This is a genomic window from Cupriavidus sp. SK-4 (genome assembly GCF_000611125.1).
GTDB lineage: Bacteria > Pseudomonadota > Gammaproteobacteria > Burkholderiales > Burkholderiaceae > Cupriavidus > Cupriavidus necator.
On the sequence record NZ_JFJW01000154.1, the window covers coordinates 45,720 to 64,152 of the forward strand.

At 69.2% G+C, this 18,433-nt stretch carries 17 protein-coding genes and 1 pseudogene; 7 read left to right on the top strand and 11 right to left on the bottom strand.

Features of this window, described 5'->3' with window-relative positions:
- Positions 1-191 precede the first annotated feature (191 nt).
- The 3 genes from CF68_RS36720 to fahA all read left to right on the top strand — a co-directional run bounded on the left by CF68_RS36720 (position 192) and on the right by fahA (position 3,817).
- Positions 192-578 (top strand): helix-turn-helix domain-containing protein, encoded by a 387-nt coding sequence (locus CF68_RS36720; protein WP_011617393.1) that lies wholly within the window; start codon positions 192-194, stop codon positions 576-578.
- Positions 579-1,098: 520 nt separating this feature from the next.
- Entirely contained in the window at positions 1,099-2,418 is a 1,320-nt protein-coding gene (gene hmgA / locus CF68_RS30635; RefSeq protein WP_035826372.1) for a homogentisate 1,2-dioxygenase, read from the top strand.
- A 136-nt stretch (positions 2,419-2,554) separates the two neighbouring features.
- Positions 2,555-3,817, top strand: a complete 1,263-nt coding sequence (gene fahA / locus CF68_RS30640) for a fumarylacetoacetase (RefSeq protein WP_035826374.1) — start codon at positions 2,555-2,557, stop codon at positions 3,815-3,817.
- Between the two features lie 6 nt (positions 3,818-3,823).
- On the opposite strand, the gene CF68_RS30645 is transcribed toward fahA, so the two are convergent.
- The 9 genes from CF68_RS30645 to CF68_RS30685 form a co-directional block, all read right to left on the bottom strand.
- Positions 3,824-4,312, bottom strand: coding sequence for a 3-hydroxymyristoyl-ACP dehydratase (locus CF68_RS30645; RefSeq protein ID WP_035826377.1), 489 nt, complete (start codon positions 4,310-4,312; stop codon positions 3,824-3,826).
- The gene (locus tag CF68_RS30650; RefSeq protein ID WP_035826379.1) at positions 4,305-5,117 is read right to left on the bottom strand and encodes a beta-ketoacyl synthase chain length factor; all 813 of its coding nucleotides are present in this window, start codon (positions 5,115-5,117) and stop codon (positions 4,305-4,307) included. The genes CF68_RS30645 and CF68_RS30650 overlap by 8 nt, the downstream gene beginning before the upstream one ends.
- Before the next feature lie 8 nt (positions 5,118-5,125).
- Positions 5,126-6,328, bottom strand: coding sequence for a beta-ketoacyl-[acyl-carrier-protein] synthase family protein (locus CF68_RS30655; protein ID WP_035826381.1), 1,203 nt, complete (start codon positions 6,326-6,328; stop codon positions 5,126-5,128).
- A gap of 66 nt (positions 6,329-6,394) precedes the next feature.
- Positions 6,395-7,243 carry a polysaccharide deacetylase family protein gene (locus tag CF68_RS30660; RefSeq protein WP_035826383.1) on the bottom strand — a complete coding sequence of 283 codons (849 nt, stop codon included), beginning with the start codon at positions 7,241-7,243 and terminating at the stop codon, positions 6,395-6,397.
- A complete protein-coding gene (locus tag CF68_RS30665) occupies positions 7,240-9,645 on the bottom strand; it encodes an MMPL family transporter (protein WP_051591773.1) in 2,406 nt (801 codons plus the stop codon). Before CF68_RS30665 ends, CF68_RS30660 begins: the two co-directional genes overlap by 4 nt.
- A 20-nt stretch (positions 9,646-9,665) precedes the next feature.
- On the bottom strand, positions 9,666-10,265 hold the full coding sequence (locus tag CF68_RS30670; RefSeq protein WP_035826388.1) for a LolA-related protein: 600 nt from the start codon (positions 10,263-10,265) through the stop codon (positions 9,666-9,668).
- Positions 10,266-10,289: 24 nt separating this feature from the next.
- Positions 10,290-11,264 (bottom strand): acyl-CoA synthetase, encoded by a 975-nt coding sequence (locus tag CF68_RS30675; RefSeq protein ID WP_035826391.1) that lies wholly within the window; start codon positions 11,262-11,264, stop codon positions 10,290-10,292.
- Complete coding sequence (locus CF68_RS30680) at positions 11,258-12,976, bottom strand: AMP-binding protein (RefSeq protein WP_035826393.1); 1,719 nt, start codon at positions 12,974-12,976, stop codon at positions 11,258-11,260. Before CF68_RS30680 ends, CF68_RS30675 begins: the two co-directional genes overlap by 7 nt.
- 49 nt (positions 12,977-13,025) lie before the next feature.
- Positions 13,026-13,760 (bottom strand): acyl carrier protein, encoded by a 735-nt coding sequence (locus CF68_RS30685; protein ID WP_235205947.1) that lies wholly within the window; start codon positions 13,758-13,760, stop codon positions 13,026-13,028.
- 267 nt (positions 13,761-14,027) lie between these two features.
- Here CF68_RS30685 and CF68_RS30690 point away from each other — a divergent pair, with 267 nt between their 5' ends.
- Both CF68_RS30690 and CF68_RS30695 read left to right on the top strand, forming a co-directional pair.
- A complete protein-coding gene (locus CF68_RS30690) occupies positions 14,028-14,288 on the top strand; it encodes a phosphopantetheine-binding protein (RefSeq protein ID WP_035826395.1) in 261 nt (86 codons plus the stop codon).
- A gap of 57 nt (positions 14,289-14,345) precedes the next feature.
- Positions 14,346-15,200: a glycosyltransferase family 2 protein gene (locus tag CF68_RS30695; RefSeq protein ID WP_035826396.1), complete on the top strand. Its 855-nt coding sequence runs from the start codon at positions 14,346-14,348 to the stop codon at positions 15,198-15,200.
- An 87-nt stretch (positions 15,201-15,287) separates the two neighbouring features.
- Here the strand turns inward: CF68_RS30695 and CF68_RS30700 are convergent, their stop codons facing one another.
- Together CF68_RS30700 and CF68_RS30705 are read right to left on the bottom strand one after the other, a co-directional pair.
- On the bottom strand, positions 15,288-15,464 hold the full coding sequence (locus CF68_RS30700; RefSeq protein ID WP_010810161.1) for a glycine zipper 2TM domain-containing protein: 177 nt from the start codon (positions 15,462-15,464) through the stop codon (positions 15,288-15,290).
- Between the two features lie 143 nt (positions 15,465-15,607).
- A pseudogene (locus CF68_RS30705) lies at positions 15,608-16,516 on the bottom strand (NAD(P)-dependent oxidoreductase); the annotation flags it as partial.
- A 270-nt stretch (positions 16,517-16,786) separates the two neighbouring features.
- Here CF68_RS30705 and CF68_RS30710 point away from each other — a divergent pair.
- The gene (locus tag CF68_RS30710; protein WP_035826401.1) at positions 16,787-17,038 is read left to right on the top strand and encodes a helix-turn-helix transcriptional regulator; all 252 of its coding nucleotides are present in this window, start codon (positions 16,787-16,789) and stop codon (positions 17,036-17,038) included.
- A gap of 2 nt (positions 17,039-17,040) precedes the next feature.
- Positions 17,041-18,396 (top strand): type II toxin-antitoxin system HipA family toxin, encoded by a 1,356-nt coding sequence (locus CF68_RS30715; protein WP_035826404.1) that lies wholly within the window; start codon positions 17,041-17,043, stop codon positions 18,394-18,396.
- Positions 18,397-18,433 lie beyond the last annotated feature (37 nt).

Genomic DNA, 18,433 nt, shown 5'->3' on the forward strand with positions numbered 1-18,433 from the left:
TTGGGCGGCTCAGCGATGTTGTGCACGATCCGGCTCTTTGACGTTCGCCAGTCGGCCGATGTCAGGGTGGGATTGCGGACTTCTAAGAAATCTGCACAAAGTGTTTCTGCGGTTACATACGGAACGCTTTGCGTGCTCTATACTCGAATGCACGTCCGCGCACTTTTTTTCACTGGTGACTGGAGACCGACATGAACAGTACAGCCGTGCCAAGAGGCGCTAGCGAACCGTTCCGGCAACTGCGGGCGTTGCGTCGCGCGCGCAAGCTCAAGCAGGAGGACGTCGCCCGTAAAGCGGGGATTTCCCGGGAAGCCTACCTGCGGGCGGAGTCGGGTCAGGCCGATCCCCGCATGTCAACGTTCCTGGCCGCCTGCGAGGCGCTGGGCCTGGAAGTCGTGCTGGCCCCGCAGCATCTTGCTGCAGACGTCAACGCATTTATTGCCAGCCGCAATGGCGGCGTGACGGCAGCTTCCATGGCAGGCCAGCCGGCCGCCGGAAGCACGGCCGCGCCGGCTGCGGCGCCGGCTTCCGGAGGCGGTTTCGGCTCCGGGACCGGAGAGGGCCACAAGCCGGTCTGATCCGGCCGCTGCCTGGCCGGCCGCGTTTGCAACGCGCCGGCACCGGCAGCTGGCCTCCAGGCCACCCCATGACAACCGGCGCGGGGCGTTCCGCACCGCGCCGGTTGCTACTGTCCTGAGCGCCGCCGTTCGCGACGCCTGGCGTGGATGACGCCGCAGGCCTGGCTGCCTGCTTCGGCGCTTTCCCGCCTTTCCTGGTCTGGTTTTCCTCTTCAGCTGCTCGATTGCCGTCGAGCAGGCGTCAACGCGCGCGTCCCAGCGCCTGGCTGGTTTCTTCGCGCTTTTCCCGTTTCCGGCCTACAACTGCAGTGCAAGCGGCGTCCGGCGCATGCGCACGCGATGTTGTTTGACACGTCCGATGCTGGCGATTACGATATGGTAAATTCATTACGCATTATGTAATTCATGCCGCGTGCACCACGCACTGGCTGAATACGAACCGGCAGGCACTCCCAGCAAGAGGCCGCCAGGCGCCAGCGCAGCGCCAGATGGAACGAGACCCAGGAACGCTGACGACACCATGACACTCACGCACACCCAGCTCGCCGAGCACGGCTATATGTCCGGCTTCGCCAATGAATTCGCCACCGAGGCGCTGCCCGGTGCGCTGCCCGTGGGCCGGAACTCGCCCCAGCGCGCGCCCTACGGCCTGTACGCCGAGCAGCTGTCCGGCACGGCCTTTACCGCGCCGCGCGCGCACAACCGGCGCTCGTGGCTGTACCGCATCCGCCCGGCCGCGATGCATACGCCGTTCACGCAGATCGAGCAGTCGCGTTTCCTGAGCCGTTTCGACCAGGTGCCGCCGTCGCCCAACCAGATGCGCTGGAGCCCGCCGGCAATGCCGTCGGTGCCGACCGACTTTGTCGACGGCATCGTCACCATGGCCGGCAATGGCGGCCCCGAGGCCATGACCGGCTGCGGCATCCACCTGTACCTGGCCAACCAGTCGATGCAGGACCGCTTCTTCTACAACGCCGACGGCGAGATGCTGATCGTGCCGCAGCAGGGCCGACTGCTGATGGTGACCGAGCTGGGCCGGCTGGAAGTGGAGCCGCAAGAGATCGTGGTGATCCCGCGCGGCGTGCGCTTCCGCGTGGAGCTGCCCGACGGCGAGGCGCGCGGCTATATCTGCGAGAACTACGGCGCGCTGTTCCAGCTGCCCGACCTGGGCGTGATCGGCTCCAACGGCCTGGCCAACCCGCGCGACTTCCTGTCGCCAGTGGCCAGCTATGAAGACCGCGAGGGTGATTTCGAGCTGGTGGCCAAGTTCCAGGGCAACCTGTGGCGCGCCGGGATCGGCCACTCGCCGCTGGACGTGGTGGCCTGGCATGGCAACTACACCCCATACAAGTACGACCTGCGCCACTTCAATACCATCGGGTCGATCAGCTTCGACCACCCGGATCCGTCGATCTTCCTGGTGCTGCAGTCGCCGTCGGCCACGCAGGGCGTGGACACCATCGACTTCGTCATCTTCGGGCCGCGCTGGCTGGCGATGCAGGACTCGTTCCGCCCGCCCTGGTTCCACCGCAATATCGCCAGCGAATTCATGGGCCTGGTCACCGGCGTCTACGATGCCAAGGCCGAAGGCTTTGCCCCGGGCGGCGCCAGCCTGCACAACTGCATGAGCGGCCACGGCCCGGATGCGGAAACTTTCGAGAAGGCCAGCGCCGCCGATACCTCGCAGCCGCATCGCATCGAGGACACCATGGCCTTCATGTTCGAGACGCCGGGCGTGATCCGCCCGACGCCGTATGCCGCGCAGTCGGCCTCGCTGCAGCAGGACTACTACACGTGCTGGCAGGGCCTGAAGAAACACTTCAACCCGAACACCCGCTAATCCCGGGCGCCTGGCCGCCCGCCCGGCTTTCTCCCCTCCCGCAAGCGGGAGAGAGGCCGGGGGAGAGGGCAGGCGCTCGTCAAGCATGACGCGTCGCCGCACGCGACAAGTGCCACCAAATTTTCGGAGTTTCCCAATGACCGCCCCCAAGACCAGCTGGATCGCTTCCGCCAACGACGGCCAGTCCCACTTCCCGCTGCAGAACCTGCCGTATGGCGTGTTTTCGACCAAGGGCCAGGCCCCGCGCGTCGGCGTTGCCATCGGCGACCAGGTGCTGGACCTCGCCGCGCTGGATGATGCCGGCCTGCTGCCGGCCGCTGCCAAAGGCACGTTTGCCGCAAGCAGCCTGAACCGCTTTATCGCCCTGGGCAAGCCGGTGTGGAGCGAAACCCGCAAGCGCCTGGGCGCGCTGCTGTCCGGCGATGACGCCGCGCTGCGCGACAACGCCGCGCTGCGCGACAAGGCGCTGGTGCCGATGTCGGCCGCGACGCTGCACCTGCCGGTGGAGATCCCGGGCTACACGGACTTCTATTCGTCCAAGGAGCACGCCACCAACGTCGGCCGCATGTTCCGCGACCCGGACAATGCGCTGCTGCCGAACTGGCTGGAAATCCCCATCGGCTACAACGGCCGTGCCAGCTCGGTGGTGGTGAGCGGCACGCCGCTGCATCGCCCCAACGGCCAGATCAAGCTGCCGAACGAGGCACGCCCGATCTTCAGCGCCTGCCGCAAGCTGGACTTTGAACTGGAGATGGGCTTTATCGTCGGCAAGGAATCGGCGCTGGGCGAGCCCGTCAGCACGGCCGATGCGCCGGCGCATATGTTCGGCATGGTGCTGCTCAATGACTGGAGCGCGCGCGATATCCAGCAGTGGGAATACGTGCCGCTGGGGCCGTTCAACAGCAAGGGCTTCGGCACCTCGATCTCGCCGTGGGTGGTGACGATGGAAGCGCTCGAGCCGTTCCGCCGCGACAACCCCGAGCAGTCGCCGCAGCCGCTGCCGTACCTGCAGCAGCAGGACAAGAACGCCTATGACATCGCCCTGGAAGTCGCGCTGCAGCCGCAGGGCGCAGCGGCCCCCAGCACCATCTGCCGCACCAACTTCAAGGCGATGTACTGGACCATGGCGCAGCAGCTGGCCCACCACACGGTGTCGGGCTGCAATGTGCGCGTGGGGGACCTGATGGGCTCGGGCACGATCAGCGGCACCACGCCGGATTCCTACGGCAGCCTGCTCGAAATGACCCGCAACGGCGCCGAGCCGGTGACGCTGGCCGACGGCAGCCGCCGCGGCTTCCTGGAGGATGGCGACGACGTGATCATGACCGGCTACTGCCAGGGCGAAGGCTATCGCGTCGGCTTCGGCACGGTGTCCGGCAAGATCCTGCCGGCGCGCTGAAGCGTTTCAGCCGGCGCTGCGGTCGGCGCTTTGGCCGGCTGCGGCGGCATCCAGGATGACCGCCGCGCGGCCTGACAGCAGCGCCCGGCCCGCGGCGCTGACGGTGAAGGCGTACAGCACACTGCTGCCTTCACCGCTGATGCGCTGCACCTCAACCTGCAGCGGCGCGTCGATATCGTCGAGCCGCTCCACATGCAGCACCAGCTTGCGCACGCTGGCCAGGTAGCCCGAGCGCGGGCGCTGCGCGTCCATTCCTGATTCCGCTTCCGCCAGCAATGCGCCGTGCACGGCCATTGCCTGTGCCGCATATTCAATCCCGCTGACCGCGGCCAGCCGGCCCTGCGCGCGCAGCGGGTTGTCCGCGCGCGTATGCGTGGCGGACGTGCAGCGAACCGATGCCGCATCCCAGGCCAGCACGCCGTCGAGCAGGCACATCGTGCCCTGGTGCGGAATGCGTGCCGCGATCCAGGCGCGGTCTTTCAACAGCTCAGCCATTCGCCTGGCCGCCGAGGCTTTCCACCTCGGCTTCAAGCTGCAGCGTATCCAGATAATCGAGCACCACGGTGGTGGTCTCGCCGCGGGCGATGGCAGCCAGCAGCGGCAGCATGCGTGCGGCCGGCGCCGACGTGCGCAGCGCTTCCAGCGCGGCGTCCGGCATCATCTTGGCCGGAGCCTGCTTCAGGGCCACGCCGATGCGCGCGAGCGAACGCGCCGTCTGCCGCGGCGTGACCAGCACGGCCACGCCGAAGGGATCGGGGATCGGGCGGTGGCTGTGCAGCGGCTCGGGATAGCCGGTGTCATAGGCGATCAGCAGGCAGGGCTCGGCATCGGCGGCGGCCTGCAGCACGCATTCGAGCAAGCCCGCGCTGCCACTGCCATCCAGGGCGCACAGCACATTGGAGGTGCGCATCGCGCCCGCGGCGATCGACCAGTAGCCGGCGGTCGCGTTATGCACGGAGTTGTGGAAGCGCGTGGGCGACATCAGCGGCTCGGGCTCGGCCAGCGATTCGCAGATCGCATGGAAGTTGAAGCCGTCGCTGCTGGACGAGGCAAAGATCGTCGGCAGCTGCGCGGCTTCGCAGTCGCTGGCGGCGACGGCCTGCTGGCCGACACCGAGCGCCAGCCGTACGGTCGGGCCGGTGCGGCGGCGCTCGGCCGGCGGCAGGCCCGCGGGTGGCGGCAGCTCGGTCGGCGCGTGCGCATACGGCACGCGGCCGGCAAGGACTTCGGTGGCCTGCTGCCAGCCGGTCAGGCCGGGGCCGAGCAGGCCGATGCTTTCGATATACACGTGCTGCGGCATGGCGATGCTCAATGAGAAGCTGCGTCCGCGCGGGCGAACAGCAGGCTGCAGTTGGATCCGCCGAAGCCGAAGGCATTGGTCATCGCATAGCGCAGCGGTGCCTCGCGGTTGGCGAGCTGGTAGTTCACGTCCAGCGCCGGATCCACCTGCGTGGTGTTGATGCCGCCGGGCACCAGGCCGTGGCGCAGCGCCAGCGCGCAAATGACGGCTTCGAGCGCGCCGGCGGCGCCCAGCGCATGCCCGGTGGCGCCCTTGGTGGAGCTGCACGGCGTGCCGGGCAGCACCGCGGCCATGGCCATCGCCTCGGCGGCGTCGTTGCTGCGCGTGGCGGTGCCATGCAGGTTGACGTAGCCGACCTGTGCTGGCGCGACCCCCGCGCTGGCCAGTGCCTGCTCCAGTGCCAGGCGCGCGCCCAGCCCGTCGGGGTGCGGGGTCGACATATGGTGCGCATCGCTCGATTCGCCGATGCCGGCCAGCAGGATGGCATCGCCCTGCGTGGTGCCGGCCACGCGCTCGAGCAGGCCGAATGCCGCCCCCTCGCCGATCGAGATGCCGTTGCGCGCCACGTCATAGGGCCGGCACGGCTGGTCGGACAACAACTCCAGCGAATTGAAGCCGTACAGCGTGGTGTGGCACAGCGAATCGACACCGCCGACCACGGCCACATCGATCAGCCCGGCCTCCAGCATGCGCCGTGCCGAACTGAACACCTTGGCGCCGGATGAACAGGCCGAGGACACCGCTGCCGCCGGGCCGGCCAGCCCCAGGTATTGGCGCAGGAAGGCTGGCAGCGAGTAGGGGTTGTGGGTGGTGGCGTAGTGGAAGCCCGGCGGCAGCGCGCCGCTGGCAGGATCCCGCTGGCGATATGCCAGTTCCGTCTGCAGCACGCCCGCGGTGCTGGTGCCCAGGAAGACGCCGACCCGGTGGGCGCCGTAGCGCGCCGCCGCTTCGCGCACGCGCGCGGCAAAGCCGTCCTGCTCCAGCGCCAGTTGCGCGAGCCGGTTGTTGCGGCAGTTGAATTCGGCCAGTGCGGGCGGCAGTGCCACGGCATCCAGGCCGGGGACTTCGCCGACGAAGGTATCGAGCTCGACACCGCCAAAGCGGCAGGGCGCCAGGCCGCCGCGCTGCGCACGCAGTGCCGACAGGGTGGCGTCTACACCGGCGCCCAGGCAGCTGGCGGCCGTGAAATGCGAGAACAGGAGCGGGGACACGGCTTAGGGGGAACGAATGGAAGGAATCTCGGAAGGCTGTGCCAATTGTAACAAGCCGCCGCTCACTCAGGCTGGCGGCACGGCCGCGCGCAGCGTGACGCAGCGCAGGCCGGCGTGTTCGATGGCGGCGAGCAGGCCCGGCAGCACCGTGGTGCAGTGTGCATTGCCGGCGGCATCGGTGCCGGGATTGCCGTCGTGCAGCAGCAGGATGTCGCGTCCGGCGAGCTTGCCGGTGAGGCGCTGCGCCACGCGCGCGGCGTGGTCGCCGCAACGGGTATCGAAGCCGCGCCGGGTCCAGGCGGCAAGCTGAAGCCCGAGCCGGCACAGCACCGGCTCAAGGAACGGATTGCGCAGCCCCGCGGGCGCGCGGAAGAAGCGCGGCGCCTGGCCGGTGAGGTCGGTCAGCACCTGCTGTGCGGCACCGATGTCGCGCAGCATGCGCCCGGGACCGAACACCGAGAAGTGCAGCCGATGGTACATGCTGTGGTTTTCCACCGCGTGGCCGCGGCGGACGATCTCGCGCACCAGTTCCGGATGCGCCGCGGCGCGCGCGCCGACGCAGAAGAAGGTCGCGCGCGCGCCGTGCTGGTCCAGCATGTCGAGCACGCGCGGCGTCAACGCCGGGTCGGGGCCGTCGTCGAACGTCAGTGCCACGCAGTCACTGGCCGAGGGCGGCAGGCGCAGCAGGTTGGGGCCAAGCCAGTGGCTGCGCGGCCACAGGCCGGCGGCGCACATTGCCGCATGGGCGGCGCCAACGCCGGCCAGCGCCATGCCCATGGCCTCATGGTGCGCCAGCATCGCGCCGGCGGCACCCAAGTGCACGGCGGCGGCGCCGTAAAGCAGCGGGGTGGGGCGCCAGGGGCGGCTGTAAGAGGTGCCGCGCAAGGTTACGCGCGGTGCGGGATACGAATTCATGTTGCACTCCCGGCTATGTCCGGCGCCGCGGGGCGCGCCAGGATCGCCGAAAACCACAGGGCCAGCACGGCACCGGGACCTACCGTCAGGCCGAAGGCCTTGAGCAGCGGCAGGCTCGACAGCGCCAGCAGGCCGAAGGCGGCCACCGTGGTCAGGTTGGCCAGCAGCAGCGACACCAGTGTATGCGGTGAAGCGCCCGCCACCTGGCTGCCTGCAGCGGGGCCGTTGAAGAATAGCGCGTAATTGGAACCCACGGCCATCAGCAGCAGCAGCCCCACCAGGTGCAGCAGCGTCAGCGGCTGGCCGAGCGCTGCAAGCCCGCCCAGCACCACCAGCGCCGCCGCGGCCAGTGGCAGCACCGTGGCCACGACGCGCCGTGCCGAGCGCAGCGCCACCGCCAGCAGCACGATGATCGCCAGCAGGCCGGCCAGTGACAGCAGCAAGGCCTCGCGCAGGTAGCCGGTGTAGAGGCGGTCGGATTCGCCTTTGAGGTCGACGAACAGCGTGTCAGGAACGCCAGCCCGCGCGACCGCGGCCCGCACTGCGCTGGTGTCGACGCCGTCGGCCGCGCCAGTGCTTTGCGGGGTGTGGGCCGGTGCGCGCAGCGGCAGCGTGGCGCTCCAGCGCCCGTCGCGCTGCGCCAGCAACGCATCGACAGCCAGCGCCATCGAGGTGCCGCGCAAGTCCTCGCGCCGCAGCAGCGCACCGGTGCGCGCCGCCTCGGCCTGCGCCAGGAACGGGGCGAACAATGACGCGCGCACCGGCTGCGTGGCGATGGCGGCGCTCAGGCGCTGCGCCAGCACGTCGGGCGGCGGCAGGCTGGCCTGGCGCTCGCGCTGGGTCGCCGCGCTGGGCAGGTAGCGCGCGGGGCTCTCGTAGCCGCCGATGAAATTCTGCGCCACCAGCGGGTCCAGTTCACCTGCCACGCGCTCCGCGCCCTGCAGTACGGATTCCTGGTCCGGCCCGGACAGCACCACCAGGTAGCGCACGTCGGGCGCGCCAAGGTCCTCGCGCAACCTGGTGTCGAGGGCCTGGTCGCTGGCCGACACCGGACTCAGCGCCTGGAGCTCGCGACCCCACAGCGTGCCGCGGTGCATGGCCAGCACCGTGCCGGCTGCCACCACCAGCACGAGCACCAGCCAGCGCAGCCGGTGCGCGCGCGCCGCCAGCCACTGCAGCCGGCGGCCCAGCGGCGCCACGTCGCGCAGGTGCAGCGTGGCCGGCACCAGCTGCGGCAGCACGAAGCGCGTCACCAGTGCCGCGGTCGTCAGCCCGGCAATCGAATACAGCCCCAGCTGCGCCAGCCCCGGAAAGCCCGACAGCAGCAGCGAGGCAAAGCCGCAGACCGAGGTCAGCACGCCCAGGCGCACCGTCGGCCAGAAGCCGCCCAGCCAGGCGCGCTCGTCGCGCCGGCCGTCGCGCGTGTACTGCGCGGACTGCACGAACAGGTAGATCGAATAGTCGACCGCCTCGCCGATCAGTGTGGTGCCGAAGCCCAGCGTCAGGCCGTGCACCGAGCCGCCGAAGCCCAGGCTGACCGCGGCAATGCCCGCCAACGCGCCGCTCAGTACCGGCACCAGCCCCAGCACCAGCAGCGGCACCGAGCGGTAGACCAGCAGCAGCAGCGTGACGATGATGGCCACGCCGATGGTCGACAGGCGCTCCACATCATGGCGGATGGTGTCGCGCGCATTGACGGAAAACACGCCCGGCCCGGTCATCACCAGCTGGTACTGGCCAGCCGTCGCGGCCTTGGCAAACGCCTCGCGCACGGCCCCGATGGCTTGCGCCTGCGCATCCGTGTCAGAGCCCGCGGCGGCGGTCTGCGCCAGCAGCACCGCGCGCTTGCCGTCGCGCGACGCCCAGGCGCCGGCGTGCATGGGCACGCGCTGCCCGGCATCCAGCTGTGCCAGCATCGCGGCCACTTCGCCGGTGGGATCGCGCGGCAGCAGCGACTTGGTGAAGAGCCCGGCGGACGAGGCCAGCAGCTCGAACGATTCATTCAGCGCCTGCGCCAGGCCGCGTTCACTGAAGCGCTCCGGCGTGACCGCGGGGCTGAGCAGGTAGCGGTGCGCAAACACGTATTGGCGGTCTGCGTCCTGGTTGACCGGCTCGCCGTTCTGGATCGCCGTGAAGCGCGGGTCGCCGCGCAGCTGTGCCGCCATGGCACGCGATACCGCGGCGCGGCCATCGGCATCGCCGCCTTCGATCCCAACCAGGACCAGGCGCGATACCAGCCCGTCGCGCAGCTGGTTCACCAGCAATTGCTGCTCGGCGCTGGGCAGCCGCGGCAGGAAGGCCGAGAGGTCGGCCGTGAAGGTGGTGCGGCTGATCACAGCCGCGCAGGCGAGCATGGCGAAAATCCACAGCGCCAGCGCGAGCCGGCGCGTCGCTGGGCGCATCGTTGCGGGCGGCGCTGCGCTCATGGGCGGCCGGCAGGTCGGATCTTCATCACCGAACGGTCGCCGTCGGCCTGCCGGATCTCGACGCGGTCGAGCGCATCCTGGCTGCCGTCGATGCGCACCTGGCTGACCACCGCGGCCATGCGCGAGTCCGCCGGCGTCAGCGTCAGCGTCCAGCGGCTGGCGCGGCCTTCCAGGCCGAGCTTGTAGTAGCGCTCCAGCGTCTGGCGGTTGCCTGCCAGCGTGCCGCGGATGCTTTCGATAAAGGCGGCGAGCTCGGGGTAGTTCTGCAGCGGCATGGTGTAGCGCTTGCCGTCGCGCTCGACCGTCAGCATGTCGCCGTCGAGCACCAGGTTCTCGGCCTTGGGCGACAGTGTGCGCTTCTCCAGGTGGTCGGGCGCCGTGAACAGCAGTTCGCCGGTCGACTGCACCGGCTTGTCGACTATCGCCATGTACTTGGTCTCGGTGAACAGCACGCGCCCCGACTTGCGTTGCGCCAGGGTGGACATCAGTTGGTCGACGCCAAACGTGGCGGCGCCGGACGGTGTGGCCGACGCAAGCATGGCGCTGGCCAGCAGCATCGACAGCAGGTAGCGGAAAGGGCGTCTGGAAAGGGACATCAGGGGCTGCTCAGGGCTCGCGGGTCATGGCTCGTTGCCCGGCGGCGGCTGTTCAGACAGCGGCGGGCCGGCGTGCCAGAAATCGTAGAAGTTGAACCAGTTGTACGGGGCGCTGCGGCAGAACTGCTCCAGCAGGCGCACGTATTCCGCCAGCGCGGTCTGCACGGCTGCCTCGCGCTGGCCGCGCGCGGTGTCGGTGAAGTCCGCCAGCGGCACGAAGTGCACATCGTAGCGGTTGCCGCCGCGGTACAGGCCGGTGATGAAGAACACCGGCCGGCGCAGCATCGCCGCCATGCGCAGCGGGCCGGTCGGAAGGCCGGTCGGCGTGCCGAGGAAGCTGCACTGCTGCACCGGGTCGGTGGCGCGCTGCGACAGCGTGCGGTCGGCCAGCATGCCGATCATGTAGCCGCGGTCCAGGTAGTCGCGCACCCGCAGCATGGTGTCGAAGCGGCCCAGCGCGATCACGTCCTGGCGCATCGCCGGGTTGATCGACTGCAGCACGTCGTTGAGCTTGTGCGCGTTTTCCTCGTACATGGTGATCGCGACTTCCATGTCCGGGTGCCGCCGCCCGAGCGCGCGCACCACCTCGAAGCTGCCCAGGTGCGCACCCAGCAGGATTGCGCCGCGGCCGCGCGCCATCGCGGCTTCCAGCTGCTCCTCTCCGTGCAGGCGGATATCGAACAGGTCGAAGCGGCCGTTGAGCAGGTAGATCCGGTCATGGATGGTCGAGGCGAAGGTGAACACATGCCGGTAGCCATCGACCCAGTTGGCCTCGCGCCCGAGGGCGCGGTCCATGTAGGCGCGCGAGGCATGGCGTGCCGCCGGCGCGAACAGCATGAAGTACGCCGCAATCCCCCGCAGCACCACGCGCCCGACCGGGCGGCCCAGTGCCAGCGAGATCCACGTCATGACGCGCAGCAGCGTGATGCTGCCGCGCTCCTGGCGGCGCGACCATTCGGATTCCAGCGGCGGCTGCCGCTTCCACAGCCAGCTCAGCATGCCGATGCCCCCGCTTGCGGCGCGGCGCCGCGCACCTGCAGCGTGCCGCTGGCGACATCGCGACCGGCGCTGCGCAGCGTGAAGCGGATAATCTCGCCGCCATCGGCCGCTGCGTCGGCCTGGTGGAGGATCTCAACGCGCTCGCCTGGGGTCACCGGGCTCAGGAACTTGATGGCGCCAGCCTGGGTGACGGCAAGGCGGCGGCCCAGCGCCGCGCCGAGTGCCAGCACCGCGTGGTCCAGCAGCACCACCCCCGGCACGATCGGATGGCCGGGAAAGTGGCCGGCGATGGCCGGGTGATCGGCGTCGATGACAAAGGCAGGCCTTGCCGCGCTATCGCCGTGGTGCGCCCCGGCAAGCCTTGCGACCAGCGCCGCCAGGGCCTCGCGCGGCAGCTTGCCGGCGGCATTGCGCGGCAGGCTGTCGGCAAAGAGCAGCGGGCGCGGCAGGAAGGCCGGGTCGATGCGCGCGCGCAGCGCCTGCTGCAGCTGCGCCGGGGCGACGCCTGGCGCCACCGCCACCGCCACCAGCCGCACCACGTGGCCATGCGTGTCGCCTTCGTGCGCGTCATCGGGCATGAAGAATGCGCCGTCGCGCACGCCGTCGATGGCCGTGAGCTGGTGGTTCAGGTAAGCCAGCGAGGTGCGCTTGCCGGCGATATTGAGCATGTCGGCCTTGCGGCCATGGAGCAGGAAGTGGCCGGCATCCAGCGGCGCGATGGCGTCGCCCAGCGACACCGGCTGTTCGATATGGCCGCCTTCGGCCCAGGTCTCGGTGTCGCCACCGTCGCCCTGGCGTGCCTGCAGCCGCACGCCTGGCACCAGTGTCCAGGCATCGGCCTGCGCGGTGTGGCGCGTGGCGATCTGGCCGGTCTCGGTGCTGCCGTAGATCTCGCACAGGGGAGCGCCGAACAGGGCCTCGGTCTCGCCCGCCAGCTGGCGGCCAAGCGGGGCGGTCGCGCACAGCACCAGGTCTGCCGGCGGCATCGCCATGCCCGACTGCACCAGCGTGCGCAGGTGCACGGGCGAGCTGACCAGCGCACGCGGCGCCGGCACCGAGGCGAGTGCATCGCGCACGTCGGCCGGATAGAAAGCCGGCGCCGCCACCAGGGCGGCGCGGCCCTGCAGCACCAGCATGACCGTGGCTTCCAGCCCGAACATATGCTGCGGCGGCACCGTGCCCACCAGGGTCCAGGCACGCCCGTCCAGCAGGCCGAGCCGCTGTGCCGCGGCCTGCGCGCACCGGGCCATCGCGCCCCAGGTCTTGCGGTGCGGCACTGGCGTGCCGGTCGAGCCTGACGTGAACACGTACGCCATGACCTGGGTCGCGGCAAGCTGCGGGATCTCGACCGGCCCGTCCGTGGCGGCGCCGCGCAGGCCGTCGTGATAGTGGAACGCCGGCATGGCGAATGCCGCGTCAGGCTGGTCGTGCAGGCAGAAGGCGTCCGGGGCAAAGTCGGCCAGCTGGCGCACCATCTCCGGCGTATGCGACGGCGGCAGCAGGGTGGCCTTGCCCGCCAGCAGCGCGGCGCACAGGCCGACGGTGAAGCGGTAGCGGTCGGTGCAGGCGTTGAATACGTGCCTGCCTGCCGGCAGCGCATCGGCCAGGCTGGACGCATCTGCCAGGAACTGGCGCACGCTGACAGGCCGCCCGTGCACCCAGGCGATGATGTCTTCGGGCGAGGCATGCGCGACGATCGGGAGCATGGTCATGGGGCGGGGCCTGTGCCTGTTGCCAGTGTAGGGGCCGGTTTGCGGCGCGTCAGCGCGGCAGACCGGGCCGGCCCGCACGGGCAGCCATGACTGCGCGATAGCCATGCACCGCGTCCAGCAGGCCGCCGTGGGCCATGCCCGGGAAGGCGATGCGGCGGCACACGGCTTCGCCCACGAACATCAGCGCGATCAGCAGCGGCGTGGCCAGGTTGGCGAAGCTGGACCAGGTTGCCACCGGCGCGAGCATGAACAGCAGCGTCGATATGCCCACCATCGCGGCAAAGAACAGCGTCCAGGCCTGGGTCACGCGCAGCGTGTAGCGCAGGTGCGCGGGGGGCAGCTGGCCATGGATTGCCGTCGCGATCTGCGTGCACAGTGGCGTGTGGCCGGGGCGCAGGCTCAGCGCGAACATCACGCCCAGCGCGGCATTGATGCCGGCGTGCTGCAGGAAATAGGTCCAGCCGAAATGCGTGGCCAGCGGCATGCGCCAGATCCACAGGGCGGCGCAGGCGGCCAGCAAGCCAGCCAGCGCAGGGACGCGCCATCCGGCGCGGCGGCAGGCAAGGAAGCCGATCAGCAGGAACGGCGCCGCCCCGAGCCACAAGGCGGCGACTTCCGCACCCGGCTGGTGTGCCGCACGGTGCAGGGCGGATTCGTAGGCGACAAAGGCGGCGACCGCGGCAATCCAGCCGTGGCGCCGGCCTGCCGGCACGGCATCCTGCCGCACAGGCATGGCCGGCGCGGCGGGCGTGGAGGGGCGGTCGAATTGCTGGCTCGTTGGCATCTGCGAGGGTATATTGTGTGTAGCGTAAGTCGCTTGGCGCACGGCGTTGCCGGAAATGACGCCGCATGGTGCGCGAAGCGAACGCTTTATACCCCAAAAGACCGGCCCGACGTGGTGATGATTCCCAAAAGGGCCGCCTTTGTTGTTACTAAACTTCTCTCAACTGGCTGGGATTTGCCCCTTTTGATAGCATCGGTTGCCCTGCCATGCGGACTGGACAACCTTGCCCGGACCCATGCCGCAGCGGCATTCCAGCCACCTAGCGACATGACCGAACTCGAAACCGAACTTGCCCGCCTGATCATCGACGAACTCGACATTGCCGAGCTGCGGCTTGAGGACATCAATGCCGCCACGCCGCTCTATGGCGAAGGCTTCGGGCTGGATTCCATCGATATCCTCGAGATCGCACTGCTGGTGTCGCGCAAGTACGGGGTCGAACTGCGTTCGGGCAACCCCGACAACAAGACCATCTTTGCCTCGCTGGGCAGCCTGGCCAACTACCTGGCGGAACACCGCACGCGCTAGCCCGGCGCGCCGTCACTCCTCCTTTCCCCTTTCCCAAAGCCAGTACCGGAGCACGACATGCCGCAGCAAGCCATGCCCGGGCCCGCACTGGTGGCCGGCGGCAGCGCCTGCCCCATGGGCGGCGCCGAGCCGTCCGCCACGCACCTGGTGCTGATCCCCAGCTATAACCCCGGCGTGCGCCTGCATGAAGTGCTGCGCGCGGCGCGCGCAGCCTGGACACCGGTCTGGGTGGTCGTGGACGGCAGCACGGATGGCAGCGACCAGTGGCTGCTGGCGCAGGCGGCCACCGATCCCGGGCTGCGCGTACTGGTGCTGCCGCACAACCAGGGCAAGGGCACCGCGGTGCTGCATGGCATCGACGCGGCCGCGGCGGCTGGCTTTACCAATGTGCTGGTGATGGATTCGGACGGGCAGCATCCTGCACACCTGATTCCGCAGTTCATGGCGATATCGCAGCGCAACCCAGGCGCCATGGTGCTGGGCCGGCCCGTCTTCGACGCCAGCGCGCCGCGCGAGCGGGTCTACTGGCGGCGTATGTCCAATTTCTGGGCGGATGTCGAGACGCTGTGGGCAGGCATCGGGGATTCCCTGTACGGCTTTCGCGTCTACCCGATCGCGCCGCTGCGCGCGGTCATGCGCGAGAGCCGCTGGATGCGGCGCTTCGACTTCGACCCGGAAGTGGCGGTGCGCTTGTGCTGGCGCGGCGTGCGCCCGATCAATGCCGATGCCCCGGTGCGTTACTTCGGCCAGCGCGAGGGTGGGGTGTCGCACTTCCGCTATCTGCGCGACAACCTGCTGCTGACTGGAATGCACCTGCGGCTGCTGGCCGGCTTCGTGCTGCGGTTGCCTGTACTGGTTTGGCAACGGCTGCGGCGGACGACCGGCGGCGCGTCGCGCCGGCCGAAAGCCTGAACGGCAATCCCGCAAGACAAGCAGAAAGGGCAGAAAGGCCGCGCGAAGCGGCCTTCCTGCCTGGTGGGCCCAAGGGCCAGGGTTTGCTTACTTGCCCAGTTCGTGACCAATCACGCCGCCCACCACGGCACCGCCGATGGTCCCGGCGGCGCTGCCGTCAGTCAACTCGTGTCCAGCCACGCCGCCGGCCACCGCGCCCGCCGCCGTACAGCCGGCCAGCGCCATGCTTGCGCTTACCAGAAGCGCACCTGCGAGTTTCCACATGATGGTCTCCTGCATCGTTGCCGGGCCAGTACAGGCAACCGGCCCCATGTGTCCAGCTTAGGCCCGTGCCGGGCAGGGGCCTCTCCGAGACACGCCGATTGCGCTGTAGGAATCGGACGACGGCAGGTGGCGCAGGGCTGGCGTCAGGCGTCCCTGGCGTGCTGGCGCAGGCGCTTGACCAGCGAGGAGGTGTCGGCGCGGCCACAGCCCATCTGCTGCAGGTCGGCATAGAACTGGTCGACCAGCGCCGTCACCGGCAGGCCGGCGCCGTTGCGGCGCGCCTCGTCCAGGCACAGCCCCAGGTCCTTGCGCATCCAGTCGACCGCGAAGCCGAAGTCGAACTTGTTGTCGATCATGGTGGGGCCGCGGTTCTCGAGCTGCCATGAGCCGGCCGCGCCCTTGCTGATGACGTCCAGCACCAGGCGCATGTCGAGCCCGGCGCGCTCGCCAAAGGCGATGGCCTCGGACAGGCCCTGGATCAGCCCGGCGATGCTGATCTGGTTGACCATCTTGGCCAGTTGCCCGGCACCGGATTCGCCGATGCGCGTGACGGCGCGTGCGTAGGCGGCAATGACCGGTTCGGCGCGCGCATAGGCGTCGGCATCGCCGCCGCACATGATGGTCAGGATGCCTTTCTCCGCGCCGACTTCGCCGCCGGAGACCGGGCCGTCGACAAAGTGCAGGCCGTGCTCGCGCGCGGCGGCGTGGAGTTCGCGCGCCACGTTGGCGCTGGCGGTGGTGTGGTCCACGAAGATGCAGCCGCTGGGCGCGCTGAAGAAGGCGCCGTCATGCCCGGTCAGCACCGCGCGCAGGTCGTCGTCATTGCCCACGCAGGAGCAGACCACCTGCGCATCGCGCACGGCCTGTGCCGGCGTGGGCGCCGCTTTGCCGCCGAACTTCTCGACCCAGGCCTGCGCCTTGGCGGCAGTGCGGTTGTACACGGTGACCTCGTGGCCCTTGGCGGCGAGGTGGCCGGCCATGTGGAAACCCATGACGCCCAGTCCGAGAAATGCGACACGCATGCTGCTGCTCCGTTGCTTGTATGTTTGGGATCGGTGAGGCGCGGCCCCGTTTGCGTGATGCCACGCCGGGGTCCTGCGCCGGCGGGGCGGCTGGGCCGCCTCCGGCCCCAGAGTATACGGGGGCGCCGGGGCGGGGGACAGATACAGAGCCTGGCACGATGTTGCGCTACAGGATGCCGCTTCGGGCACATATAGTCATGACATGGTTAAAATACAAATACCTATGAGATGGGTATTTGAAAAATACCCATGCTGTCGCTAAAATAGAAATACCTATCATATTGGTATTCCATCGGCGCGATGAAACAAGTGGTCTCCACTCCCTGGCAGCTTGGCCAGATCCTGCAGGCTGCGCGCAAGGCGGCCGGCCTGAACCAGACCGAGGCAGCCGCGCGGCTGAATATCAGCCAGAGCCGGATGTCGCACATGGAGCTGAACCCCGACACCATCAGCGTCGACCAGTTGCTGGCGCTGGTTGGCGCGCTCGGGCTGGAGTTGGTGGTCCAGGACCGGGCCACGGGAGCCGCCGAAGTGTCCGAGGTGGCGTGGTAATCATGGCGGCACGCAGGTCACGTACGCCGGCGCTGTCGGTCTGGGCCAACGGGCAGCGCGTGGGCACCTGGCGCCAGCCGTCCGGTACCGGGATGGAACTGGAATACGACGAGGCTTGGATCCGCTCTGAAGCCGGGCGGCCACTGTCGCTGTCGCTCGGGTATGGCCTGGGCAACCGGCGCGTGGTGCGTGGCGATGCCGTGCGCAACTACTTCGACAACCTGTTGCCGGACAGCGAGGCCATCCGGCGCCGGTTGGCGCTGCGCTTCCAGACCGGCTCGGTAGAAGCCTTCGAGCTGCTCGCCGCCATCGGCCGCGATTGCGTGGGCGCGGTGCAGATCCTGGGCGAAGACGAAGCGCCTGCGGGAATCGACCGGATCGAAGGCGAACCGCTATCGGACGAGCAGATCGAGCGCTGGCTGGAGGACATCGTCGCCACCCCGGCGCTTGGCCGGCATGAGCACGACGACGACTTCCGCATCTCCATTGCCGGCGCGCAGGAGAAGACTGCGCTGCTGCGCCATGACGGCCAATGGCTGCGGCCGCATGGCGCCACCCCGACCACGCATATTTTCAAGCTGCCGCTGGGCCTGGTGGGCAACCGCAGGGCCGACCTGAGCACGTCGGTGGAAAACGAATGGCTGTGCCTGAAGATCCTTGCCGCCTATGGCTTGCCGGTGGCCGATTGCGACATGCTGACGTTCGGCCGCCGCAAGGTGCTGAGCGTCACGCGTTTCGACCGCCAGCCTCATCCGTCAGGCAGTTGGCTGCTGCGGCTGCTGCAGGAAGATTTCTGCCAGGTGTTCGGCCTCAGCCCGCTGCAGAAATACGAGGCCGATGGCGGGCCCGGCATGATCGAGATCGCCATGGTGCTGCGCAACTCAGTGGCCCAGGCCGATGATCTGCAGACGCTGCTGGCCGCGCAACTGCTGTTTTGGCTGCTGGCCGCACCGGACGGGCACGCCAAGAACTTCAGCATCCGCCTGCTGGCCGGCGGGCGCTACCGCATGACGCCGCTGTACGACGTGATGTCGATCTGGCCGGTGGTGGGCCAGGGCGCCAACCAGTTCTCCTGGCACAAGGCCAAGCTGGCCATGGCGGTCGCCGGCCGCAGCCGGCACTACGGCCTGCGCGATATCCAGCGCCGCCATTTCAATGCGATGGCACCGCGCTGTTTTCTGGGTGCCGATGCCGAGGCGCTGATCGGGCGCATCATCGCGCGGACCCCGGCGGTGATCGCCGAGGTCGGCGCAGCACTGCCCGCGGGTTTTCCGCAGAAGGTGGCGGACACGATCCTGGAGGGTTTGCGAACATCGGTGCAGCGGCTGGCAGAGATGCCGGCGCAGGTGGAGGGGTGAGCCCGGGGGGGCTTTGCCGCCGGAGCGGTCCGCCGTG